The organism is Leptospira ainazelensis, assembly GCF_016918785.1.
Classification (GTDB): domain Bacteria; phylum Spirochaetota; class Leptospiria; order Leptospirales; family Leptospiraceae; genus Leptospira; species Leptospira ainazelensis.
In genome coordinates this window covers 1-23,021 of record NZ_JAFFPT010000038.1, presented here as the reverse complement: position 1 = coordinate 23,021, position 23,021 = coordinate 1, and the positions used below count along the sequence as shown (strand labels likewise).

The 23,021-nt window shown below is 43.1% G+C and carries 21 protein-coding genes; 11 read left to right on the top strand and 10 right to left on the bottom strand.

All coding sequences use genetic code 11. The features are described 5' to 3' along the window. Positions 1 to 16: 16 nt before the first annotated feature. From JWG44_RS10220 to chrA, 4 genes are all read left to right on the top strand, one after another. The gene (locus JWG44_RS10220) at positions 17 to 583 is read left to right on the top strand and encodes a tetratricopeptide repeat protein (RefSeq protein WP_205274855.1); all 567 of its coding nucleotides are present in this window, start codon (positions 17 to 19) and stop codon (positions 581 to 583) included. Between the two features lie 73 nt (positions 584 to 656). Beyond that, a complete protein-coding gene (locus JWG44_RS10215) occupies positions 657 to 2,090 on the top strand; it encodes a polysaccharide deacetylase family protein (RefSeq protein ID WP_205274854.1) in 1,434 nt (477 codons plus the stop codon). A 44-nt stretch (positions 2,091 to 2,134) separates the two neighbouring features. After that, entirely contained in the window at positions 2,135 to 2,881 is a 747-nt protein-coding gene (locus JWG44_RS10210; protein ID WP_205274853.1) for a class I SAM-dependent methyltransferase, read from the top strand. After that, a complete protein-coding gene (gene chrA, locus JWG44_RS10205; protein WP_232371587.1) occupies positions 2,878 to 4,206 on the top strand; it encodes a chromate efflux transporter in 1,329 nt (442 codons plus the stop codon). The genes JWG44_RS10210 and chrA overlap by 4 nt, the downstream gene beginning before the upstream one ends. On the opposite strand, the gene JWG44_RS10200 is transcribed toward chrA, so the two are convergent. Further along, positions 4,197 to 7,076 carry an adenylate/guanylate cyclase domain-containing protein gene (locus JWG44_RS10200; RefSeq protein WP_408611948.1) on the bottom strand — a complete coding sequence of 960 codons (2,880 nt, stop codon included), beginning with the start codon at positions 7,074 to 7,076 and terminating at the stop codon, positions 4,197 to 4,199. The genes chrA and JWG44_RS10200 overlap by 10 nt on opposite strands. Positions 7,077 to 7,545: 469 nt before the next feature. On the opposite strand from JWG44_RS10200, the gene JWG44_RS10195 reads away from it, so the two are divergent. The 4 genes from JWG44_RS10195 to JWG44_RS10180 all read left to right on the top strand — a co-directional run bounded on the left by JWG44_RS10195 (position 7,546) and on the right by JWG44_RS10180 (position 12,944). Beyond that, positions 7,546 to 9,348: a sensor domain-containing diguanylate cyclase gene (locus JWG44_RS10195; protein ID WP_205274850.1), complete on the top strand. Its 1,803-nt coding sequence runs from the start codon at positions 7,546 to 7,548 to the stop codon at positions 9,346 to 9,348. Between the two features lie 499 nt (positions 9,349 to 9,847). Then, positions 9,848 to 11,785, top strand: a complete 1,938-nt coding sequence (locus tag JWG44_RS10190) for a long-chain fatty acid--CoA ligase (protein WP_205274849.1) — start codon at positions 9,848 to 9,850, stop codon at positions 11,783 to 11,785. A 450-nt stretch (positions 11,786 to 12,235) separates the two neighbouring features. After that, a complete protein-coding gene (locus JWG44_RS10185; protein ID WP_205274848.1) occupies positions 12,236 to 12,649 on the top strand; it encodes a DoxX family protein in 414 nt (137 codons plus the stop codon). Between the two features lie 55 nt (positions 12,650 to 12,704). Beyond that, positions 12,705 to 12,944 carry a hypothetical protein gene (locus JWG44_RS10180; RefSeq protein ID WP_205274847.1) on the top strand — a complete coding sequence of 80 codons (240 nt, stop codon included), beginning with the start codon at positions 12,705 to 12,707 and terminating at the stop codon, positions 12,942 to 12,944. Positions 12,945 to 12,966: 22 nt separating this feature from the next. Here the strand turns inward: JWG44_RS10180 and JWG44_RS10175 are convergent, their stop codons facing one another. The 7 genes from JWG44_RS10175 to JWG44_RS10145 all read right to left on the bottom strand — a co-directional run bounded on the left by JWG44_RS10175 (position 12,967) and on the right by JWG44_RS10145 (position 19,113). Continuing rightward, positions 12,967 to 13,506 carry a DUF6817 domain-containing protein gene (locus JWG44_RS10175; protein WP_205274949.1) on the bottom strand — a complete coding sequence of 180 codons (540 nt, stop codon included), beginning with the start codon at positions 13,504 to 13,506 and terminating at the stop codon, positions 12,967 to 12,969. 34 nt (positions 13,507 to 13,540) lie between these two features. Then, on the bottom strand, positions 13,541 to 13,993 hold the full coding sequence (locus tag JWG44_RS10170) for a transporter (RefSeq protein WP_205274846.1): 453 nt from the start codon (positions 13,991 to 13,993) through the stop codon (positions 13,541 to 13,543). Positions 13,994 to 14,249: 256 nt separating this feature from the next. After that, positions 14,250 to 15,794 (bottom strand): NAD(P)/FAD-dependent oxidoreductase, encoded by a 1,545-nt coding sequence (locus JWG44_RS10165; RefSeq protein ID WP_205274845.1) that lies wholly within the window; start codon positions 15,792 to 15,794, stop codon positions 14,250 to 14,252. Between the two features lie 85 nt (positions 15,795 to 15,879). Next, on the bottom strand, positions 15,880 to 17,058 hold the full coding sequence (locus JWG44_RS10160; protein WP_205274844.1) for an MFS transporter: 1,179 nt from the start codon (positions 17,056 to 17,058) through the stop codon (positions 15,880 to 15,882). Between the two features lie 159 nt (positions 17,059 to 17,217). Beyond that, entirely contained in the window at positions 17,218 to 18,465 is a 1,248-nt protein-coding gene (locus JWG44_RS10155) for an RNA polymerase sigma factor (RefSeq protein WP_205274843.1), read from the bottom strand. A gap of 44 nt (positions 18,466 to 18,509) precedes the next feature. Beyond that, positions 18,510 to 18,866 carry a YciI family protein gene (locus JWG44_RS10150; RefSeq protein WP_205274842.1) on the bottom strand — a complete coding sequence of 119 codons (357 nt, stop codon included), beginning with the start codon at positions 18,864 to 18,866 and terminating at the stop codon, positions 18,510 to 18,512. A 1-nt stretch (position 18,867) separates the two neighbouring features. After that, a complete protein-coding gene (locus JWG44_RS10145) occupies positions 18,868 to 19,113 on the bottom strand; it encodes an alpha/beta hydrolase family protein (protein ID WP_205274841.1) in 246 nt (81 codons plus the stop codon). Positions 19,114 to 19,707: 594 nt separating this feature from the next. On the opposite strand from JWG44_RS10145, the gene JWG44_RS10140 reads away from it, so the two are divergent. Genes JWG44_RS10140 through JWG44_RS10130 form a run of 3 tightly spaced genes read left to right on the top strand, consistent with a single transcriptional unit; the run spans position 19,708 to position 21,061 of the window. Beyond that, positions 19,708 to 20,097 carry an ArsR/SmtB family transcription factor gene (locus tag JWG44_RS10140; protein ID WP_205274840.1) on the top strand — a complete coding sequence of 130 codons (390 nt, stop codon included), beginning with the start codon at positions 19,708 to 19,710 and terminating at the stop codon, positions 20,095 to 20,097. After that, entirely contained in the window at positions 20,060 to 20,530 is a 471-nt protein-coding gene (locus tag JWG44_RS10135; RefSeq protein ID WP_205274839.1) for an SRPBCC family protein, read from the top strand. The genes JWG44_RS10140 and JWG44_RS10135 overlap by 38 nt, the downstream gene beginning before the upstream one ends. Positions 20,531 to 20,590: 60 nt before the next feature. Beyond that, entirely contained in the window at positions 20,591 to 21,061 is a 471-nt protein-coding gene (locus tag JWG44_RS10130) for an SRPBCC family protein (protein WP_205274838.1), read from the top strand. A 223-nt stretch (positions 21,062 to 21,284) separates the two neighbouring features. Here the strand turns inward: JWG44_RS10130 and JWG44_RS10125 are convergent, their stop codons facing one another. Then, the gene (locus JWG44_RS10125) at positions 21,285 to 21,713 is read right to left on the bottom strand and encodes a hypothetical protein (RefSeq protein WP_205274837.1); all 429 of its coding nucleotides are present in this window, start codon (positions 21,711 to 21,713) and stop codon (positions 21,285 to 21,287) included. Between the two features lie 147 nt (positions 21,714 to 21,860). Further along, positions 21,861 to 22,460 carry a YdeI/OmpD-associated family protein gene (locus JWG44_RS10120; protein WP_205274836.1) on the bottom strand — a complete coding sequence of 200 codons (600 nt, stop codon included), beginning with the start codon at positions 22,458 to 22,460 and terminating at the stop codon, positions 21,861 to 21,863. Positions 22,461 to 23,021 lie beyond the last annotated feature (561 nt).

Sequence of the window (23,021 nt, the reverse complement as noted above, 5' to 3'; positions counted from 1 at the left end):
CGGAGACTTATTTTGTATGAACCCTTTCGCTTCTCGATCGAAACTTTTATCAAAGCTCCTGTTTTGCCTAACCTTCTTTTTGTTTTCCTCTTGTTCTTCCGAACAGGAGAAAACTGAAGAATCGGTTTCCTATCGAGAATCGAATCGCAACCCTTTTCAAGAAGGGAATTCCAAGTTTAAGAACGGGGATTTCCCTTCTGCGATCGAGTTTTATTCCAGGGACTTGGATGCAAATCCCGCAAATCCTTCCTCTCTCAACAATCGAGGACTCGCCAAAAGTAAGTCCGGAAACGAAGAAGGTGCGATTGCGGATTACAACCAAGCGATTGAAAAAAAACAGGATTATGCGATTGCATACAACAACCGGGGTTTTGCAAAAATAGAAATTTCGGACTATCGAGGTGCGATCGAAGACTTCACTTCGGCGATTCGTCTTAAACCGAATTACTCCAATGCTCTCAACAACCGCGCTGTCGCAAACTGGGCGGTCAAAGAAAAGAAGAGCGCATGCGGAGATTGGAGACGTGCCGAAATTCTCGGTCATCGGGAAGCGGCGAAATCATTCGCAAAATTCTGCAATTAGAAATCTCCGGGAATGCTTGCCGGGGAAAGAGGCTTTAAAAGACTAACCGAAGACTCTTTTCCCGGATTCCGGAATGCAACGAAAACTATTTATTTCCAAAAACTTAAAAAACACTCTTTCCATCCTTGGGATTCTTTTTCTTTTGATTCCCGCGATTTTGACGGCTTCTCCCGTAGATGATTTTCTAAATCCCCCCAAAAAAAGAAAGACGACCCCTAATTCTCAAAAATCGGAATCGGAACGTTCGAATCCGGAACGTCCCTCTTCTTCCGAATATTCTCCGGAGGTCGTTTCCAAAAAGACTCCGAAAGAAAAATCGGAAACCGCAGACGTCAACGCCGGCGTTTCCAAGCCCGAAGAAAAAAAACTTCGGAAAAAATCCAGAAATTCTAAAATTCAAGAAAGAAAGGAATCGAAACGTTCCAATACTTCCAAAACCAAGAAGAAATACGAGGACGCTCTTCCCTCCGTAAAGGAAGACACCCCTTCCACTCCGAGTTATTCCACACAAGGAATCGAATCCGTTTCCGGAGGTGGAGTTCCCGTCCTCTGTTATCACCACCTGGCGCCGGAAGGCGGTCCAATGGGTGGATACAATCTTCACCCGAATCTTCTGGAAGAACAGTTTAAGTTCCTCAAAGCCGCAGGTTATAAACCGATTCGTTTGGATCAATTCTACGCCTATCTTTCCGGTAAAAAACCTTCGGACTTTCCGGAGAAACCGATTCTTCTTACGTTTGACGACGGTTCCAAAACCCATCTGGAAGTTCTGGTGCCCCTCCTGAAGAAATATGGTTTTGTCGCTTCGATCTTTATCTATCCTACGATCATCTCTTCTGGTAAGAGGTACTACATGACCTGGGATCAACTGAAGACCGCGCTTGACAGCGGAGTTTTGGATCTGGGTTCTCATACCCTGTATCACCCGAAACTTCCTACGATGAGCCGCGCGTTGATTCGCAAACAGCTCTTGGAATCGAAACAAATTTTAGAAGCCAAGACCGGAAGAAAGGTCGTGGATCTTGCCTATCCCTTTGGGCTTTTTGATCCTCGAGTGATTGAAGAAGCAAAAGAAATCGGGTATAGAATGGCTTTTACGGTCAATCCAGGAAAAAACGTTCCGGGAACCCCTTTCTACAACGTACATCGATCCTTGGTTCCTTGGGGTCAGTCTCAATCCGCGTTCAATGCGATTTTAACGATGGCCCCTCCTCCAAAAATTTCCCTTTCCATCGCGGACGGATCCTGGGTGAAAACCGGTCAGGAATTTAAGATTCATCTGGAAGGAGTTCAGCCGGGTACAGTGAGCATCAAGATCAAGAGTAAGGATGTGATCGCCGAAAACAAAGCTCCGGATTACACTGTGAGAATTCCTAACTTTGCAAAAAAGTCCACCTTTCTTCCCTTGATGATCCAGGCAAAGACCAAGGAAGGAAAACAGATTCAATACCAATATCTTTTTATCAATCAAAAAGAATTTAAGAAACATCCCGACGGAGTTTTCTAAAAACCGGCTTGAGTCTTTGTGCCGATCTCTGAAATCTTGAGACTATGGGTTTCAGAGATCATTTTTCCTCTCATTCTTCCTCTTACTCCGAATACAGACCCGGTTATCCCCGAGAACTTTTTTCTTATCTGAAAAGTCTCGTCCCGGATGGAAACGTCGTCTGGGATTGTGGAACCGGAAACGGACAAGCCGCGGTTTCACTTGCGGAATTTTTTGACAAGGTGATAGCAACCGATCCAAGCGCCAATCAAATCGCAAGCGCGGAACCTCATCCCCGAGTGGAATACCGCGTTTCCAAAGCGGAAGAATCTACATTAGAAAATCATGAAGTAGATTTGATCACCGTAGCACAGGCCTTTCACTGGTTCGACTTTGAACCCTTTTTTAAAGAAGTGCGGCGTGTTGGCAAAAAAAACGGAATTCTCGCGATATGGGGATATCAGATGCATAGAATTTCTCCGGAAGTGGACGCGCTGATCGATAAACTCTACGGTGAAATCGTAGGAACTTATTGGCCTCCCGAAAGGAAATACGTGGAAGAAGAATACAAAACGATCTCTTTCCCCTTCGAAGAGATCCTTCCTCCCTCGTTTAGCATGAAGGAAGAATGGACCGCGGATCAAGTCCTCGGTTATCTCGGAACCTGGTCCAGCGTTCAGAAATACATTCAAAAAAATGAAAGTGATCCCGTATCTCTGATCGAATCCGATCTGCGTTCCGCCTGGGGAGCCGTAAAAACAAGAACTGTGGAATGGCCCCTTTTCTTTCGTATCGGGAGAATTCCCTCTTGACGCCTTCTCTCTCGGAGGCGTTTCGTTTTTGGTTTCAGCTCGGTTGGTTGAGTTTCGGCGGTCCCGCCGGGCAGATCAGCCTTATGCACAAAACTCTTGTGGAAGAAAAAAAATGGATCTCAGAAGAAAGATTCTCCCACGCTTTGAATTATTGTATGCTTCTCCCCGGCCCGGAAGCGCAACAACTCGCCACTTATTTGGGTTGGATCCTTCACGGTATTCGAGGAGGAATTCTTGCCGGTCTCTTTTTTATTCTCCCGTCCGTCCTTATCTTTATCGGAATTAGTATATTCTATTTTTATTATGGACAAGTTTCTTATGTGATATCTTTTTTAAACGGAGTCAAACCCGCGGTTCTTGCGATCATCCTTCTCGCCTTTTCGAATCTGGTTTTTAAAAGTTTAAAATCCAACGGACAAAAATTTTGTTTTTTGATTACCGTTTCGGGAATGTTGTTTTTTTCGATTCCTTATCCGTATCTTCTTTTGTCTTCTTTGACGTTCGGGGTTTTTTCCTTTTTTGTCTCTAAAAAAGAATCCGACCCTTCTTTGCAAAAGTCGACTTTGGCGATTCCCCTTTCCGAAAACATCGATCTGCATTCGAAGTGGGATCAAAAAAGGGAACAATCCTCCGAAATTTTAAAACAGATGAGCAAGGTTGCAAGTTTCGGTTTGATCCTTTGGGTTTTGCCGATCCTCGGAATTTTACTCTTTTTAAAAACCGAATTCCGATTTTGGGAAGAATTGATTTTGTTTTTTACAAAAACCGCGCTTCTTACCTTCGGAGGCGCTTACGCGATTCTTCCCACCGTTGCGGATTTTGCGGTTGGAAAGATAGGTTGGATTTCCAACAAAGAGATGTTAGACGGTCTCTCCTTTGGTGAAAGTACGCCGGGTCCTCTCGTGATGGTCTTGACGTTTATCGGTTTTTTGGCGGGGGCTCATCGATATGAAAGTGTGACCGCGGGTTTATTCGGCTTATCCTTAACCGTGTATTATACGTTTTTGCCTTCCTTTATCTTTATTCTCGGCGGCGCGAGTCTTGTGGAAAAAACAAAGGAATCGGCGCTTCTGAAGTTTTCACTGAGGTACGTCACGGCCTGCGTCTGCGGAGTGATTCTTTATTTAGGAATTTATTTTGCAAAGTCGATTCTTTTCCAGGAAAACTCGGCTGAACAGAATCCGTTGTTTTTGGTCCGATGGGTTCCTTTGACTTGGACGTTTTTAAGCCTTTTTTTTCTCAAACTCAAAAAAGAATATTCCATTTTTTGGATATTCTTCAGCGGCCTTTTTTTTCTGGCCGCCGATACGATTTTTCATTTGTGAGTTCTTGTATAAACCCCGTCCCAGGTTTTTTCCGGCGGATTGAGTTTATAGTCTTCACAACGTTCGACTAGAAGTATCGCCGCCTTATCTTTGGCCCCCCTCGTAATTTGGGAACTTTCCAATAGCTCCTGAGCGAGAGACCATTCCCGATTGAGATAGGCTTCGAATCCTTTCGAGAATTCGAGTGCGGAGGCTTCGATTCTTTCGGAAATTTTGTCGTGTTTTCCCACGAGTTCATAAAGTTTTACGGGTTCGTTCTTTCCTTTGACCCGGACCACGTCTAAAAGCCTTGTGAAAAATTCGTCCTTGATCTCGTGTTGAACCGATTCTCCGATTAGGATATTGACCCCGTAGTCCTTCCCCGCGGCTTCGAGTCTGGCCGCGAGATTAACGGTATCACCCATCATCGTATAAGCCGAAATCGAATCGGTTCCCATAAAGCCGACTTTTGCAAGTCCCGTGTTCAGTCCGATCCGAAAGGACATCTCCTGCGCTTCCTGGATATAAGCTTTTCGAGCCTTCCAATCCTGCCGTAAAAGATCGAGTTTTTCGATCATTTCGACGGAGGCCCGCGCGGCTTTGAGACAATGATCTTCCACTTCCACGGGCGCGTTGAAAATTCCTACGATCGCATCCCCGATGTATTTATCCAAAACACCTTCGTGTTTTTTGAGGACGATCGTCATTGCGGAAAGGTATTCGTTTAACAAAGACGCTAATTCGACAGAAGTTAACTTTTCACTAATATTCGAAAACCCTGCTACGTCCGAAAAAAAGGCGGTGATTCTTTTTTCGCTTCCCCGTTTTAAGGCTGCGAGATCGACCATCGCTTCACTGACGACCACCGGATCGATCATAGTTCCCAAAATATTCTTAATCTTTTCCCTTTCTCTCAAACCCGAAACCATCGAGTTGAGGGCCACCGTAAGAGTTCCCAACTCGTCCTGGCCGCCTTGTTCAAATTGAACCTCAAGATTTCCGTGTCCGACTTCCTGTGCGTGAAAGATGATTCGTTTGATTTTCTGGACTACAAAACCCGAGATCAGGATTGCAAGAAGAATCGCGATCGCACAGATGAGCATCGCCGTTGCAATCGCGGAATTTCTGTTTTTTCGAACCATTTCCAAACCTTCGGTTCGATCCACGAGGGTTCTTGAAATCCCGGAAAGGTTTGCGGAAAGAAGACTGGAACTCACTTCGTCTCCGGTTTCGGAAAGAAGCGGTTTAGAATCTAAACTCCAGAGAATCTCCTCTGCTTCTCCCCTTGAGTTTGCGATGATCCCGTCGGAGACGAGTTTTTTTAGTTGAGGAGTCGGGGTTTCACTTTTGCCGGAATAGATCCAATCCCGAATCGCGCCCCACCTTTCTTTGGAAGACGATTGTATTTTAGGATCTCTCAAATAATCCAGATACGCTCCCGAGTTTTGGCTGAATCTTAAGATGATCAGATCTTCCAAACCTGCGTTTCTAATTTCGCCTAACGCGTCTATCAAAAGATCCGAGTCGCTTTGAATCGGAAAGAATGTCCTCTCTTTCGGAGATTTTGTCTTACCCGGTTTTATCTTTTGCGCCGTCGCTTCTTGATTCTTCTTATCTTCCGAGAACTCGTTTCTAAATTTTTCAAAAGCCGCGTCCCTTTCCTGAACGAGTTTTGAATACTGGGAATACAGGTTGTTAAAACTTTTATCCTTAAAAGGAGGAATCGGAGGCTTTTTTTCCTTGAGTTCGGAAATTCTTTTTTTCAAAGGTCCTACAAGTTCTGCGATTCGTTTTGAAATTTCCGAGTCCTGTTGCAGATAACGTTTCGCGAAATCAGGGATTTTTTCCCGGATCCGATTTGCCCTTTCGGTCGAACTCTGATTGCGAAAAATAGGAGAATACAACGTTTGCAGTTCCATGTTTTCGATCGTGTATGCGTTTTTCTCGGCGTTTCCGTTAAAATCCAAGGACAAAACCCGAGAGATCGATTCTTTTAGATCCACGTTGACCACGGGAAGAATTTCGTTTCCGTTGATCGGTCCGTCCGGTTTAAAAATTCTAGTATCGAAGGAAGGAGTTAGATTCTCCTTCCCATGATTGGCGAGAACCGGAAACGTTTGAATTCGATACTGAGACATGTTGAGTCCGAGTTCTTCTATCTTTCTGTGTTGTTTCGGAAGCGCTTGTTCTAAGATGGAATGATCGAGCTGATTTCTGGCCTTTTCGATACCGGTTTTTAAAAGTTCCATCCTTTGTTCGATGGGTAATTTGTCTTTTTCCGTCGCCCCTTCCTGTGCGACTAACTCGTCCCATTTTTGTTTTTGTTCGCTGAGATCCGCTTCGAGCACGGCGACTTGTTGCGCCAATTTTAGAAGTTTAGAATACATCGTATCGGATATTCCGAGACCGTTCGGATCTTTTAGGAGATACTTTGTATTCTTTTCAAGTTCGGCGATGTCGTCCTTAGAAAGATAAACCGAATAGTAAGTGTCCTTAACGGACGATCTTTTTTCTTTTCCGAGAACTCCGAAAAGTTTAGTTTTAAATCCGAAAAGGCTGACCTGTTTTTCTTCTTGGGTGACTACCTTGGTTCGATACTTTCGAAGAGCCTGACTTTGTCTTTTTACCCTTTCGCGGAAGGATTCCACACGGATTAAACTGCTGGAAATATTTTCTAACTCTAATACAAGACCTGAGATATAATGTCTGGAAATCGCTGCTTCCTTTTCATAACTTTGCGTGAGAATTTCCGTTTGTTGATTTACGTCGATTGTGGAGAGAATAAAAACCGTAAAGGCGATGAGGGTGCCGGTAAAAAGCGCTAACTTGGCTCTGATACCTAAGTACAGCACATGACTGAATTCAATAAAAAATCCGAACCACTGTTTTATTTTCTGAAGAACGGGATTCGTTTCGAATTTGTTTGGATTGATCGGATTTGTGTCCACTGCGGAGTTATCCTTTTATAAGTAGTTCTTCTCCAATCTGAAAAGCAACGCGTCTGATAGTCACGAAATAATCTTTCCCCACGATGAATTTTCCCGTCCTCAGAATCGGATTTCTCGGTTTTTCCCTAGGGAAAAGAGGATACGGATTTCAAAAAGAAAATGTAAATACCGTAAAACCTAGGATTCAATAAGGAATTTTATCCTTTAGAAAAAAGAAATTGACTGAACTTTCCATTTGTGATTCTTCGCTTCATTCTATTCTTCACCTTACTACGATTTTAGGGAGGAAAGTAAAAAAAAAGAAATTTAAACTAGGGCAAATCTCGTTTTTTTGAGTTACTCTATTACAAATCCAAAAGAAGTTTTCGCGTGAAATCGTAGATTCTATCGTCTATCACTTCTAATCCTTTTTATGAAAAAGCGAATTTTCAAAACATCCGATCCGACTAACACCATTCTAAAGTTAAAACTTGATTCCAAAATTTTTAGAAAAACCGAATTCAAAATCCTTTTGATCGGTTTTTTACTCTTCACACGATCGGTTTTCGGAATCGAACCCGCGCTCGTCATCAAACCCGATTTTTTGGACAAACATAGCCTTGTTCAATCCGTTTACTACGTGCGAGATCCGAACTACACTTACAGAGCTGAGAATTTTTTTTCCGAACTCCAAAAAATTCCAGTTCAAGAAGTAAAAAACACAACCCTCGGATTCGGATACGATCCGGTTCCCTATTGGCTCGTCTTTGAGATCGAAACTCCCGAAACCGTTTCGAAAGAATTTACTCTCGCCTTCCATTACCCTCATTTGGATCAGATCGATTTGTATTTTCGAGGTGAGAACGGAACTAAGGGAGAATTTAACACGGGGGATACGCTTCCGTTTTTGTCGAGACCGATCGAGAATCGGCTGTTTTTGTTTCCGATTCCTTTGGAAAAAAAAGGGAGAACCCGAATCGTAGTTCGAGTTTTAACCGAAGGCGCTATCAGTCTTTCGATGACGGTTTTTGAAAATAAGGCGAGAGTTCGAGAAGCGAAATACGATTTGGCGAAGGACGCCGCGTTTTTCGGAGCGTTGGCAGTGATGGCCTTTTTTAACTTTTTCTTATATTTGGGATTGAGGGAAAAATATCTACTATATTACTCATTTTTAATTCTTTCCCTACTTTTGTATCAGATCATTCTTCCGGGTTACGCCTTCGAATGGTTTTTCCCGAATCATCCGAAGTTTATCAATCAACTTCATTTGGAATCCATCGTTTTTATGATGATCTTTATGGCTTTGTTTCTTTCCTTATTTTTGGAAACAAAAAAGAATCCTTCCATACTCAATCTGCTGTTAAAACTTTCCCTGGGCGCGGCGGTGATTCTCGGATTTTTAATTCCCCTTCTTCCGGGACGTTATTTGATTCCTTTTACTTCTCTTTTACCTCTTCTTCAGATAACGATTGTCTTTACGATTTCCTTTCTGAAAGTATTGCGTGGAGACAAAAGGGCTCTTATATTTTTGGCGGCATGGTTTTTTACACTTTCGGGAGGACTCGTTTTCGCATTGAGTAAATTCGGATTCTTTTTAAAAGAAGGAACGGCGATTCCTTTTTTGCAGGCGGGGATCATACTCAGTGTTCTTTTTCTTTCTCTCGCCCTTTCTGAAAGAATTCGGACGATTCGGAAGGAAAAAGATGAAATTGCCGAGTATGCGGGAAAGTTGGAGGAACTTTCATATCTCGATCCTCTTACTCGGATTTTCAATCGAAGATATTTCGACGAACAGATTCGATTGGCTTGGAGTCGGTCATCCAGACACCATTCTCCGCTTTCCTTACTTATGATCGACGTTGATTTTTTCAAACAATACAACGATACATACGGTCACGTGGAAGGAGACCGCGCGTTGATTTCCGTTGCGAGAGAAATTCGAGCGAGTCTAAGACGCGCCAACGATATGGTGACCCGTTACGGAGGAGAAGAATTTGCCGTGATCCTTCCGGACACGCCGATCGAAGGAGCGGTTGTCGTGGCGTTGAACATTCTCGAAAAGGTGGAGGCGCTGAACATCATTCATCTCAAAAGTCAATTTGCAAAGATCACAGTTTCCATCGGAATCTCCTGCAATGGAGAATCAACGATTCAATCCTTGCAGGATTTGATCGCGGTCGCCGATAAAAATCTCTACGACGCAAAAGGTTCCGGTAGAAACCATATCCAACATTGATTGATCTTGAAGGTTTGTTCTAAGAATTTTGGGTGAGCCCTCGCTTCTTTTGTATACCCGCCGGCAAGTTGTCTGTATCTTAAGAAAAATCTGTCGTAAAACAACGACACCAAAACTACGGGAAAGGTGCGTACCGCTCTTTATCGATCCGACGAACTCAATGCGGCGCTCTCGACGGATCCGAGTCTCAGAGAAAAAAGGCGGAGGATTTTCCCGATCAGAAACATTTTATCTCCGCAAGTAAAGTTCCTTTGTGTAGAAGCTCCTACATAGATGCCTAGGATCGTCTTAATCCCAAATCACCTCAAGGTGCCGGTAGGTTTGTGGTTCCTTTTTGTGTGGGAACTCTAACACCAGAAGATTACTGAAAAAGCATCTGAGATTTATACCGATCGTTATTTATAATCCCGCAATTTTTGCCTGCGGGGGGTAAGAATTTGTTTGTGATTCAAATTTTTTCTCGACTGAAACTTAGGATGGCGTACAATTCTCCCCTGCTATGAAAACCAGTCAGATTCCCCCCATCCAATCCAGAACCTTATACAATGTTATGAAAGCTTCCGCGGAGAAGTTCGCGGATTCCACGGCGCAGTATTACAAACCAGACGGCAAAAACTACCAACCTCTGAGTTTTAAGAATCTCTATGAGACCGTCCAACAAATCGGTTCCGGTTTGATATCCTTAGGTTTGGAACCCGGAACTCCGATCGGTCTGATTGCCGACTCGGGAGCTCGTTGGATTTGGTGTAGTATGGGAATCACAAATATCGGTTGTGTGGACGTTCCTAGGGGTACGGATTCCACCGAGGAAGATCTGCGTTATATTCTCAATCACGCCGAATGTTCGATCGCATTTTTGGAAAACGAAATCGCTCTGAAAAAAATTCTCAACCAGAAAGAAGCGTTCCCTCATTTGAAAAAAATCGTTCTTTTCGACAAAAAGGGAGCGATAGCCGACACAAATCCGTTCGAAGTCATTTTGTTAAGCGACTTGATTCAAAAGGGGAAAGATTGGATTCAATCCAAGGGAAAAGACGAGTTTCACAAAAGGGGATCAGCGATCCGAGAAGAAGATCTCGCGACGATCGTCTACACTTCGGGAACCACTGGCAAACCGAAAGGTGTGATGCTCACTCATAAGAATATCGTTTTTAACGTCGACAGCGCTCTGGAAGGAACCGATCTTAAAATTTATCCATCGGATAGAAGTATGGCTTATCTTCCGCCTTGGCATATCGCCGAAAGACTTGTGGAGACCGTTTGTATCCGCGCCGGCGGAGCCGAGGCTTTTACTTCCATATCGACTCTGAGTCAAGATCTCGCCGAAATCAAACCGACCCTTCTGCTTTCGGTTCCTAGAGTTTGGGAAAGTCTTTACAATAAAATCCACGATAAGGTTCGATCCTCCTCTCCCGCACAACAGGCGTTATTCGGATTGTTCAAAGAGATCGCGATCACATACTACAAACACGTTTCCAGACTTCAGGGTTTGGAATTTCATCTTACCGAACAGTCCACGTTCGCTTCCATTTGGCAAAAATTTATTTCCTTTTGGATAGTTCTACTTCTCTGGTTGCCGAATCAGATCGCACAACTCGCGTTTAACAAAATCAAAAACGGCTTGGGCGGAGAATTGAGATTCGCGCTTTCAGGAGCGGGGGCTCTTCCTCAATACATCGATCTGTTTTTTAACGCGATCGGAATTCCGATCCTCGAAGGATATGGAATGACCGAGTTATCCGGAATTTCCACGAGAAGAATTTTAGGCGAAATTTCAGTGGGAACCCTGGGACGTTGTATTCCCGGAGTTCAAATCAAACTGATGGACGAAAAAGGCAAGGAGATCACGGAACCGGGAATCAAAGGAATCGCCTGGCATAAGGGCGATCACGTCATGAAAGGTTACTTCAAAGAACCGGAAAAAACGAAAGACATTCTGAGTTCGGACGGATGGTTAAACTCCGGAGATCTTTTGGCTTGGACCACCTCCGGAGAATTAAAATATTCGGGACGAGCCAAGGATACGATCGTACTTTTAGGCGGGGAGAATTTAGAACCGGAACCGATCGAATTCGCTCTGGTTCGCAGCCAGTTTATCCATCAGGCGATGGTAGTCGGACACGATCAAAAAACTCTCGGCGCATTGATCGTTCCGAACGAGGAAGCCTTGGAAAAATATCTGAAGGAACTCCGCTCTAAAATGTTAAGCGAAGTGAAGAATCTAAACGTCGATCAGGACGTTCTGAGTCTTTTCAAAAACGAGATCAAGTCCTTGATATCCAACGAAAACGGATTTAAGAATTTCGAAAAAGTCTCGAGCTTCCGAATTCTTGAAAAGAAGTTCGAACCCGGAGACGAACTCACCCAAACCATGAAAATAAAACGGAACGTTGTGGCCGATAAATACAAAAGAGAAATCGAAGAAATGTACAAATAAACTCGAACTTCTCCTTTTGACAAACTTTCGTCTTTTTGAAAAAGAGCGAGTGTTTCGATCGGATAGCCCGCTTTTACGCATAACCTTACCCACAAGTTAAAAGCTATTTAGAATGAAGAAGAATCCGAGTATGACTTTTTGTAGGAGTTCCTACAAAAGCTCTGAGAGAGAATATTCCTTGCAAAGTCATAATTCTGTGATATAGGAAAATCTCCGGGAGTCTTCCGCCTCCCGCCCCGCCACCCGAAAATCGGGCGGGGCGCGTGACTTTTACGGAGGACTGTCGTTCTTACGACAGATTTTTCTTAAGATTCAAAGAACTTTGTGGGTAAGGTTATGGCTTTTACGAGCGGGCTTTTTTGTTTCCTGATTTTTATAAAATCATCGAGAATCGTGTAACTCTTTTAGAACGAAGCCGAAGAACTCAAGCATAATCCCAGGAGCATTTTCTTGTCAGAATTCAATCTTTCAAAAAAAAATCGAATCCTCGTCCTTTTGCGGTTTTTCGTCGCGTTGATCTTTCTTCAGACGTTGTTTTTTAAATTTACGGGCGCACCCGAGTCGGTGGCGATCTTTTCGAAGTTGGGAGCGGAACCTTGGGGAAGAATCGGAACCGGAGTTCTCGAGTTGATCGCCTCCATTCTTCTTTTGATTCCGGGTTTTGGTTGGTCGGGAGCCTTGCTCGGAGCAGGACTCATGTCCGGCGCGATCCTTTCGCATCTTTTCGTAATCGGAATCGAACAAGAGAACGACGGAGGTTTTTTATTCGCTCTTGCGCTTACGAGCGCCGCGGCTTGTCTAATTCTTCTCTGGATGGAAAGAGAAAAGGTGACGGAGATCTTACGAAAACGGATGCAAAAATAAGCTTTCCTATTCTTTCCCCTTCTCTAACTTCTCTCCAAAAAGAGGAGGAATTTTCATGGGGGAAGAACAAGCAAAGATTCACGCGTTGAACAAGATCGTTTCCATCATAGATGAAAAGGCTTCTATCTACAAAAACGAAAGAAAGTCCATGCCGAACGCCCGTGCGATCGCGGAGAAGAAGCTGATCCTGGATTTGATCGACGACGGGATGAAACTGGCGAAAACGATTCAACCAAAACCGGCGGATCTGATCCGTGATTTGGAAACTCTCAACAAACAGTTTATGAATTTATAATAAATCCGGATTTCAGAACTTATTAAGACCGAAATACCTTTTTACATTCGGAAATCGCCTTGTCCGAAAGATAAGGGCTCATTCTTTCAAACAAATCTTTTAGTTCGGCGCCATATTTTTTTAAGAAGGAACCGTCCGCCAAAGCGAGCTCCAATTCGTTGGCTGCGGTCAATTCGCAGAGGTTTTCGGTTTCTTTTCGAGTCAGGATACGAGTCTCTTTTGTCATCCAATTCTTATATTCGATCGGGTTCTTTTTTCCGAATTGGGAATAGAAAAAATCCCTGTCGCTGGAGCCGTAAAGAAAGACTAACGTTTCCGATTCTTCCCCTATAATTTCCGCGATCTCCTTTCTTGCTTCCGTTCCGATCAGAGGATTTTGATACGCAAAGGTTCCGTAAACCGCGTGATAAAGACCGGCGTTGTTTAAAACCGGCGAGGAATCCCAATCCGCTAAAATTCGAAACGTACCGATCAAGTGAGCGAGTAAATCCCCGTGTATATGTTCGAACTTCTCCGCGTTGAGTCCGCGGAGTCGCTCCAAAAGGATTTCGTCGGGGTGAATCATCGAATTCTCGATTTAAACAAAACTCTCGAAATCATTTCGAGGAATTCTGGCCGAAGTTAAAAAAGAGAATGGAAGCTAACGCGGAAAGAATCGATAGATAATGAAAAAGATTGATCTTTTCGGAAAATACGATAACCCCCACAAAGATGGATGTGGTAAGAATCGACAACACCGCGTACAAAATATAATACGAAGCCCCAAAACGGCTGTAGAGAAGATAAAATCCTAAAAACGTAAAATACAATCCCACTCCGCTGATTAAAAAGTATGTCCAGTTTTCTGAAAGATACTCTTTGAGAGTTTCCGGTTTGTAAAAGAAAAGCGAAAAAATCAAAAGGAAAATACAAATCAAAAGTGTCGGAACGAGAAAAAGAAACGGTGCGGATATCGCCGTGGATTTTTTTTGACCATAAGCAAAAAATGCGTTTCCGATGGCGGCGATCGAAGCGAATAAAAACGGATAAAGCGCGGCATTCAATTTCATTCTATGGAATCTCCAAAAAGACTGATTCTCCATAAATTTATCTTAGATCGCCGGATGAAACAAAATTCTAATTTTTGTTTTGGTCCTTTTATCGGTCTTGTGTCGACTAAGACAAATGAAAGAATGTAAGGCGGATCGGATTCTTAAAAATCTATAAGATTCTGTCTCAAGACTGGGACAAAATCTTGCAACTTGATCTTTCCGATAAAGTAAACTTGAGTTTTGGGACGCGCTGTAAGTTTTTTGTTAACGCGGGTTAGGCGCAAGCGAGGGCGCAACGAATTCCATCCATCGCTGCGGAAACGATTCCTCCCGCGTAACCCGCTCCTTCTCCGCAAGGATACAAACCCTGTATCCTAACGTGTTGTAAAGTCTGCGGATCTCTCGGAATACTTACGGGTGATGAAGTGCGGGTTTCAGGAGCGTGTACTACGGCTTCGTTTGTAAGATACCCGCGCATGGATCTATCAAATTCTTTGAAGGCGAGTCGTAAGGATCGAAAGATAAAATCGGGAAGAACGTTTTTTAATTCCACGGAAGTAATTCCGGGTGTATAGGAAGTTTTCGGGAGATCCGTTGAAAGTTTGTCCTCTACAAAGTCGACGAGCCTTTGTGCGGGTGCGGTTTGTTTTTTTCCACCCGCGATCCAAGCGTTGTGTTCGATAGTTTTTTGAAATTCCATTGCGGCTAACGCGCCGTATTTGGCGAAAGGTTTAAAGTCTTCTGGTTTCAGCTCGACTACGATCCCCGAATTTGCGGAAGGCCTCGCTCTTTTGGAAGAAGACCATCCGTTCGTCACGATCTCTTCCGGTTTGGTCGCACACGCCGCGACAACTCCTCCGGGACACATACAAAAGGAATAAACCCCTCTTCCTTCGATCTGTTTTACGATGCTGTAAGGAGAAGGTGGAAGAAAAAGGCCGCGTGTTTCACATCCGTATTGAATCGAATCGATCAGGGATTGTTTGTGTTCCACCCTGACTCCGATCGCGAGAAGTTTGAGCTCGATTTCGATTTGTTTTCGGTTTAACAACTCGAAGATATCTCTTGCGGAATGGCCGGTCGCAAGAATTACCTTTTTTGCATATACCTTATCCCCGTTTTTGGTTTCCACTCCGACGATTTGATTTCCGTTTAATAAAAAGTCGGTAACTCTTTGGTTGAAATGAACTTCCCCGCCTCTTTCAATGATTTTTTCCCGAATGTTGCGGACGATCTTCGGAAGTTTGTTGGTGCCTATATGCGGATGCGCTTCGATCAGAATATCTCTACTCGCGCCAAAACCGACAAGGAGTTCTAAAATCTCCCGAACGTTTCCCCTTTTTTTGGATCTAGTATAGAGTTTTCCGTCCGAATACGTTCCCGCTCCGCCTTCGCCAAAACAATAATTGGAATCCTCGTTTACGTTGTGATGAATGTTGATTTCTTTGAGATCAAGCGGACGACTTTTTACGTCCTTTCCCCTTTCCAGAAGGATCGGTTTTTTTCCGGAGAGGATCAATTGAAGAGAAGCAAAAAGCCCGGCCGGACCGGCTCCGATGACGATCACTTCCTCAGCGTTTGCGACGTTCGGATAATCCGGAAGAAGAATCGGCTTTTCCATAAAGTTCTCGTGAATGAAAACCAAAACTTTGAGATTGAAGTAGATCGTTTTTTGTCTCGCGTCGATCGAACGATTTACGATTTCTATATGACGGATTTCTTGAGAATCGATTTTGAGAGTTTTAGAAACAAAGGCTCGAAGTTCTTCTTCTTGCCCCGCAACGGAAGGAGCGACACGAAGTTGCAGTTCTTGTATCATATTCGGAATCAAACTTCTCTTTCAAAGAGTTTGATTCCGACTCGGCCGCGTCAATCCTTTTCCACTTCAACGCCCAAGAGCGTCTTCAATTCGAATCGGAAGGCAACGGAGGAAGAAAGATAAGAAGCAAACAGGCGATCGAGTGAAGAATTGCAACAAACAAACTCAATGCTAAAAGACCGTGTTTCAAAAAGGGAGCGATAAACGCCGTTCCTCCCGCCGAAACCGAGATGATGGAAAGAAGAATCAAAGACGAAGCGCGGTTGTCGTCTCCGTTAGCCGCGATGATTCCTTTTAAAAAACCGTTCGGGCCTCTAAGTCCCAATCCAAAATTCATGACGGGAAAAATAAGAAGAATCGAGGTTGGATGATTCTCTCCAAGGATCGAAACAAAGACCAATAAGATTGCCGATAAAAGACAAAGTCCCGTTCCGATCGAAACAAGAAGTTCCGGGTTCATTTTACGATTGAGATAAGAAGAAGAAAGAACCGCGCCTATGATAAAAAAGAAAACGCCTATCGTTTGCATCTGAGCAAACTTATGAATATCGGAATTCATCGTCTTGACGATGACGACCGGCGCTCCGAAAACAAAAACGAGAAGACCGCCGAGATTGAGAGCTTGGCTGAGGGAATATCTTTGAAAAACCGGAGAAAGAAGAAGTTTTTTATACGATCCAACGAAGGAAGTCCGCGCTGAGCCGTTCAGCCGAATCGTTAAGAATACGATCGCGAGTACAAAGGCAAAAAAGGATGTTACAAAAAATGAATATTTCCAACTGCCGATACTCAAAAACCAAACTCCTAAAATGGGGGCCAGGGCCGGAACCAATGATTCTACACTTCCTAAAATTCCTAACGCTTTTGCAGCTCCTCTTTCATCAAAAAGGCTTTTGATGATCCCCGGGGCAAGGACTGCCGCCGCCGAGGAGGAAAGTCCTTGGAAAAATCGAAGGACAATCAGCGTATTCATGTTAGGCGAAAAAGAACAAAGAAAAGAAGTGATCGAATAGGCGGCGAGTGAAAGAAAAAGTACGGAAGAAGCGCTTGCACGAGAAGAAACGTTTCCGAAAAAAATCATTCCGAAGGCGGTTCCTGCGACAAAGGACGCAATGACAAACTGAGAAAGAGTCTGATCCCCTCCCAAAATTTCGGGAAGTTTCGGAATACTCGGAAGTACCAAGTCGATCCCGGAAAGACCGATGACGGTACCACAACCCAAAAGAATACAGATAAAAAGAGGATGTTTTTGATCTTTGAACATTTAATAAACGTTCCTTAGACGGATCCAAGGATTTGGTTTCCAAAAATGGAAACGTTTCTACGAATGCAACCAATTCATTTAAGAACGCCGATCAAAAATCTACACAATTATAAAACAACGATTTCGTATTCCGAGATCGTGAAGAGATACAACTCTCATTCAAAAATGAGCTGAAATGTTTTGAAGGAGGTCGATTTTTTTCAGAATCGAGTTTTTTTCATTTCGTTTCTTGGAGAGAGACAAAGCTTTTTTAAAATGGAACTTTGCCTGTTTGTTGTCTACGTTTGTATAAAGATCGCCGAGAAGCAGAAAGTAATAACGATCGTCTTCGAGTTTTAATTTTTCGGCTTCTTGGATCGCTTCTTCTTTTCCGTTTACTTTAGAAAGGGCGAAGATTCGATTGAGAAGAATTACCCTCGAACTTTCGATCTCAAGAAGATGATCGTAGAGTCGAAGAATCCGTTTCCATTTTTCATTCGTGTTTTCCTTCCGCGTATGCCAATAGGCGATTCCGGCCTCAAGATGGTATTTAGAAATCGTGTCTCCGTCGGTAGCGCGGTGAAGAAAATATTCTCCTTTTTCAATCCATTCCGAATTCCAGAGGTCGTTATTCTGTTCTTCGTATAAGATCGGCTCCCCTTCCCCGTTTTGTTTTGCGTCAAATCGAGACGTGTGGAAACACATCAGAGAAAGGAGGGCGTTTACCTGAGGTTTGTCGGTATTTTTATTTTCAATGAGAAGACTACACAATTGAATCGCTTCCAGAGAAAGATCCTTTCGAAACGTTTTGTTCCGGCTTGTAGAATAAAATCCTTCGTTAAACAACAAGTAGATGGTCCTCAAGACGGATGTGAGGCGTTCTTCTATTTCCGTCGGATCCGGGAATGCTATTTTGACGTTTTCGTTTCTAAGTTTTTCCTTTGCCCGAAACAAACATTTGTTGATAGTTCCCTTGTTTGTGAGAAAAGCATCCGCGATCTCTTCAATACCGAATCCGCAAAGGATCCTAAGAGAAAGTCCGATTTGAGCTTCCTTCGAGATGGATGGATGACAAACGGCGAACATCATCTGAAGTTGGCTGTCTTCGACGTTTTGTTCGGAAAGATCGATTTCCTTTTCAAAAAATTCTACGGAATCTTTTTTTATTTCCGGGAGTATTTTGTTCCGAAGAGTCGAATCGCGTTGTAAATAATTTTTTGCCTTGTTTTTAGCGACGCTGTAAAGCCAGGCCCTAGGATTTTCGGGAGGACCGTTTATACCCCAGGCCTGCGCGGCCGTAAGAAACGTTTCACTAACGATATCTTCCGCGATTTCGATCTGATCAAACCCGAAACGTTTGCACAATGCTGAAATTATTTTTCTGTATTCGGTCCGGAATAGATTGGGAATCAGTTTTTCATTTTCCATGGATAAAAATGCCTCTTCTGATTTTTCTCGGAGGCGCTCGTTTTTTATTCTTTCCCGTGAACTGAAACCACTTGTCTTACTTCCACGCTATTTCCCGCTCCGCCTAAGATGGGACATTCTTTAGCGATCTCGACCGCTTCTTCAAAGTTTTTGGCAGAGATCATGATAAAACCTGCAAGTGATTCTTTGATTTCAACAAAGGGTCCATCCGTGATCACTTGGTCCGGTTTGATCACCTTCCCTTCCGTAGAAAGTCCTTTGCCGCCGAGAAATTTTTTCCGCGCCGCGATTCCTTTCACCCATTCGTGATATTGTTTCATATAAATTTCAAGTTGTTGCGGAGAAGGTTGTGCCTCTTTTGTGATCAAGTCCAAACGCATCAAGATTAGAAATTCATTCATTTTAAAAAACCTCCTTTGAGAGAAACTTTTGATTTAGAAAATTGCGGAGTCTTCTTTCGTATTCGATAGGATCCGCGTCTCGGATGGTTCCGTGATTGCCCTTATCGGAAAGTCGGAAAATTTTGGGCCCTTTGTAAACTTCCGTCAATTCTTTCGTATGTAAATAAGGAACCACGCCGTCTTCCCTGCTATGAATAAGAAAAATAGGAATCGTTTTTACAAGAGGCAGAGAATAAAAAGGACTCAAGAGACCGTCGAATTCTCCTCGAAACATCGTAAAACGGATCAGCAAATGAATAAACCAAGTCGGAATAAAATCCGATCGTAATTCTTATCCACTTTTTCTTCATAAAATCGAAGCGGAACAACGGTGTAAATTCGCTCATTTCAATACTCCTAATGGAACGGGATTGTAATGTTGTATCCAATGAGATTTCGAAAATTGGACTTCGTTTTGATAAAAAATTCAGTGAAAGAATTTTTTTCTATGATTTTAAGATTAAAATCGTAAGGATCAAAACTCGCCCGAAAAAAATTCGGCGATTTGTCGAACATCCTTTGTTTCGTTAGAGTTTACTTTTCCGATTCTTCCAAATCTCATCCGAGATTAGAATTTTGAGCTTGTCCCGAAAGTCCTAAAAATTTGTACGGAGACACTTTAGAAATTTTGAATCTGTTGTAGAAGCTCCTACTTTTTTTAGATTTTAGGGAAACATTAGAATCCGACCGCCGATTCATCCAACCGTAGAATTCGAAGATCCGAAACAAAAAAGACCCGAAAACTATTCAACAAAACGGTTTAATATTTGACAATTTTTGATAAGCTTGTTTACTCAACTAAATGGTTGAATTAATCGAAAGCGAACAAAAGCTCGACCGAGTATTCTCCGCACTTGCGGATCATTCGAGACGACAAATGTTGGAACGTTTACGGGAAGGCTCGCTTACGATTTCAGAATTGGCGGAACCGTTTTCCATGTCGTTTGCCGGAGTCGCCAAACATATCGACGTTTTGAATGCGGCAGGACTTGTTCGCAAAGTAAAAGCCCCCGAAGACGGAAGAAGTTTTAAACTTGAGCTACAGAGCAAAACGATCTCGGAAGCTTTTGCCTGGCTCACCTATCATCAAGAATTTTGGACCGATAAACTGGATAGACTCGAAACATTTATAGAAGAAGAGGATAAAAAGAAGAATGAACGGACCCGTCCTAAAAATAGAAAAAAAAATTAACTCAGATCCGACCAGATTATTCCGCGCGTGGTTGGACACCGAAAATTTTTCCCGCTGGTTTTTATCCGGAGATCCGATTGTAGAATCCGTTTCCATCGACCCTCGCCCCGGAGGAAAATTTCGGATCGATATGAGCCTCGGCGGAAAAAATCTTCCGCACGAAGGAGAATACAAAATCATCGATGAACCTACCAAGTTGGTCTTTACGTGGCGTTCACACGCCACAGGAGGACGTGATACTCTCGTAACAGTAACTTTTACCGCTTTGCCGGCGACGATCGTCGAAGGTCCGAGCGGAGCGGTTTCAAAACCACAGACACTCGTAACTTTGATTCACGAACGTCTCACAAACGACGCTGAAATCAAATCCCATACTTACGGCTGGACCCATATTCTTGACGCTTATGCGGAATGGTATGACGAGAAAGTTTAAAACGACGTCTTTATCGGCAACGCCGGAAAGAAAAATAAAAGGAATGAGGAAGGATAAAAAATGAACGGAATATATCACAAAATTGGAATACGTTCCGGCGCTGAAAAGGTGATCGAAGCGCTGACTACACAAGCGGGTCTTGCAGGATGGTGGACTCGGGAAGTGACCGGACCGTTTTCAGGCGGGATGTCCGGCCTTGGAGAATCGATTCATTTCGGCTTTGGACACAAAGCGAATATGGAAATGAAAGTGAAAGAGCTCGCTCCACAACGTGTTCTCTGGGAGTGTACTTCCGGACCCGAAGACTGGATCGGCTCCCATATCGATTTTAAACTAAACGCGAGCAAGGCTCCGGACGGAGAAGGAATGACGATCATTCACTTTCGCCATCAGGACTGGAAGAATGAAAGCGAATTCACCGCACACTGTAGTATGAAATGGGCGACCTTCCTTCTCAGCCTAAAAAACCTAGTGGAAGTCGGTCACGGTCACCCAGCGCCGGACGATTTGAAAATCGACGATATGAACTGAATGGATTGGAAAGGCGCATCGATGGAAAACTCAGATGCGCCGATACACAATTTTAGTATCCTCACCTTTCGTTACTCGCAAAACGGAACTAAAGGTTTTCGATTTATGAAACAATTACTATAACTGATCCATAGTTATCATTGGTTGTTTTAGGATTTTCTAAACCGATATTTAACGGAAATGGAGTTAACCGAGAGAACCCGCAATTTTTCCAGACTCAATTTCAACAGTGAACGATTATTTGTGTGCAGATCTGTTCTTTATGAGCGGCAATCAGCTGTTGAAATCTTTTTAACCAGTTTCTCCAGGCATATTCGTTTTTCAGTGAAGGCTCGTTGAGCAAACGCCACCCGAAGTCCTGAAGATCGATCCAGGAACCATCCGGAAAAATCACTCCGGAAGTATAATAAATTTCCGGTAAGTTTTTGGCGTAAGAAGAATGGTTTAGAACTTCCTCGTGATCTTCCGGATAGTTCGCTTTAAGTTCTTCGTCGATTAGAAGATCCGAGGGGAAATACCAATAATCAAAATGGTGAGAACGGATAGACTTGATATCGTCCTCGTCGCGGCGATGCGGCTCGATAATCTTTTTTAGCTCTGCGTAAATGTCTTTTGTATAATTGGGAATGATTACCGTAAGATGTGAGTGCATACTTTTGAATCGACTCGGCCGTTTTTTAGATATGGATCAGACTGGAAAGAAAACGGAGGAAAGGTCAGTTCGAACGTTATGCGAAACTGCATTTCCCGAACTCCTTACCATCTTTCAGCCGTTTCTCATCCGTAAAAATTGATTTTTTTATCGACTTCGAATGTCATCCAATCCTTTTCCAGCCAGGATTTTCGGAATACATTTTTCCACCCTTGACTCGCGAGTTTTGGATTGTTTCGGCGCGGAAAAATGAAGAAGATAGGCCCTTTGACGTCCCGGAGTCAATGCGTCAAATGCGGTCTTTAGACGAGGGACTTCCTCCAATTTATTTATCCACTCTTCCGGCGCGTCGAATTCGGCGGTTTTCTTAAATTTTACTTTCAATCCGGCCTTTTCTATTTCAATCGCTTCCCGAATATAAGCTTTTAAAATCGATTTCATTTTCACGATTTCCCGGACATCGGTAAACCGAATCTGACGCGCGGCTTGCGTATTCTTTGTTTGTTGGATAAGAATCCCTTCCTTATCTTTTAACAATGCGCCTTTGAAAAACAAAAGCGCACAATATTCTTTAAACGTGTGTATTAGAACTATATTATTTTTTTCCAATATATAACAAGGGGTCCCCCATTTTAGTTCTTCAGTTAGTTTAGAATCAAGAACGATCGCTCTTAACTTCTCCAATTCTTTTTGCCACTTCTCGGCTTTGTTAAAATAAAAATCCACTTTTGGATTTGTTTGTTTCATTTTAAATTCACTGAAATATTATTTTTCTCCGCAGATCAAAAAACCGAGAAGCTATGTCGTTTTCATTCTTTTGAATCGAACGGGCTGTTCTATGACTCAATATTCGGGCAATACCTATTTACAGAATTTAGTCTCCGTGATCAACTGATTTATCAAGTTTATGGTTTCGAATCTTTATTCATGTCTTTCGATAAAGTTCGGGATTTGGTTTCACAAAGGCTTTATGATAAATTTTCGATTCTCAAAAGAAAAAAGAATTCGATAAACTTTTATTAGGTGAATTGGATCGGATTCTTTCTCAATCGGATTTCGAAGGGCTCGTCTTTTGGAACGATTTCGAATTCTTAAAAAATTAAGAACTTTCCCTTAAAAAAGAGCATCCTGTTCCCAAAAAGTTGTTTGAAACTTTCAAACGTACCTACGACAATCTTCCGTAAAACGAAATCCCTGCGACGCGATCCGTAGAGAGCGGCGCATTGAGTTGACGCGATCCGTAGAGAGCGGCGCATTGAGTTGACGCGATCCGTAGAGAGCGGCGCATTGAGTTGACGCGATCCGTAG

What these genes read in the sequence shown, in the direction of transcription:
- JWG44_RS10140 (WP_205274840.1), top strand. Translation starts at nt 19,708, where the DNA reads ATGGTTGAATTAATCGAAAGCGAACAAAAGCTCGACCGAGTATTCTCC.
- JWG44_RS10125 (WP_205274837.1), bottom strand. Translation starts at nt 21,713, where the DNA reads ATGCACTCACATCTTACGGTAATCATTCCCAATTATACAAAAGACATT.
- JWG44_RS10215 (WP_205274854.1), top strand. Translation starts at nt 657, where the DNA reads ATGCAACGAAAACTATTTATTTCCAAAAACTTAAAAAACACTCTTTCC.
- JWG44_RS10195 (WP_205274850.1), top strand. Translation starts at nt 7,546, where the DNA reads ATGAAAAAGCGAATTTTCAAAACATCCGATCCGACTAACACCATTCTA.
- JWG44_RS10160 (WP_205274844.1), bottom strand. Translation starts at nt 17,058, where the DNA reads ATGTTCAAAGATCAAAAACATCCTCTTTTTATCTGTATTCTTTTGGGT.
- JWG44_RS10210 (WP_205274853.1), top strand. Translation starts at nt 2,135, where the DNA reads ATGGGTTTCAGAGATCATTTTTCCTCTCATTCTTCCTCTTACTCCGAA.
- JWG44_RS10155 (WP_205274843.1), bottom strand. Translation starts at nt 18,465, where the DNA reads ATGGAAAATGAAAAACTGATTCCCAATCTATTCCGGACCGAATACAGA.
- JWG44_RS10130 (WP_205274838.1), top strand. Translation starts at nt 20,591, where the DNA reads ATGAACGGAATATATCACAAAATTGGAATACGTTCCGGCGCTGAAAAG.
- JWG44_RS10165 (WP_205274845.1), bottom strand. Translation starts at nt 15,794, where the DNA reads ATGATACAAGAACTGCAACTTCGTGTCGCTCCTTCCGTTGCGGGGCAA.
- JWG44_RS10150 (WP_205274842.1), bottom strand. Translation starts at nt 18,866, where the DNA reads ATGAATGAATTTCTAATCTTGATGCGTTTGGACTTGATCACAAAAGAG.
- JWG44_RS10135 (WP_205274839.1), top strand. Translation starts at nt 20,060, where the DNA reads ATGAACGGACCCGTCCTAAAAATAGAAAAAAAAATTAACTCAGATCCG.
- JWG44_RS10190 (WP_205274849.1), top strand. Translation starts at nt 9,848, where the DNA reads ATGAAAACCAGTCAGATTCCCCCCATCCAATCCAGAACCTTATACAAT.
- JWG44_RS10170 (WP_205274846.1), bottom strand. Translation starts at nt 13,993, where the DNA reads ATGAAATTGAATGCCGCGCTTTATCCGTTTTTATTCGCTTCGATCGCC.
- JWG44_RS10120 (WP_205274836.1), bottom strand. Translation starts at nt 22,460, where the DNA reads ATGAAACAAACAAATCCAAAAGTGGATTTTTATTTTAACAAAGCCGAG.
- JWG44_RS10180 (WP_205274847.1), top strand. Translation starts at nt 12,705, where the DNA reads ATGGGGGAAGAACAAGCAAAGATTCACGCGTTGAACAAGATCGTTTCC.
- JWG44_RS10220 (WP_205274855.1), top strand. Translation starts at nt 17, where the DNA reads ATGAACCCTTTCGCTTCTCGATCGAAACTTTTATCAAAGCTCCTGTTT.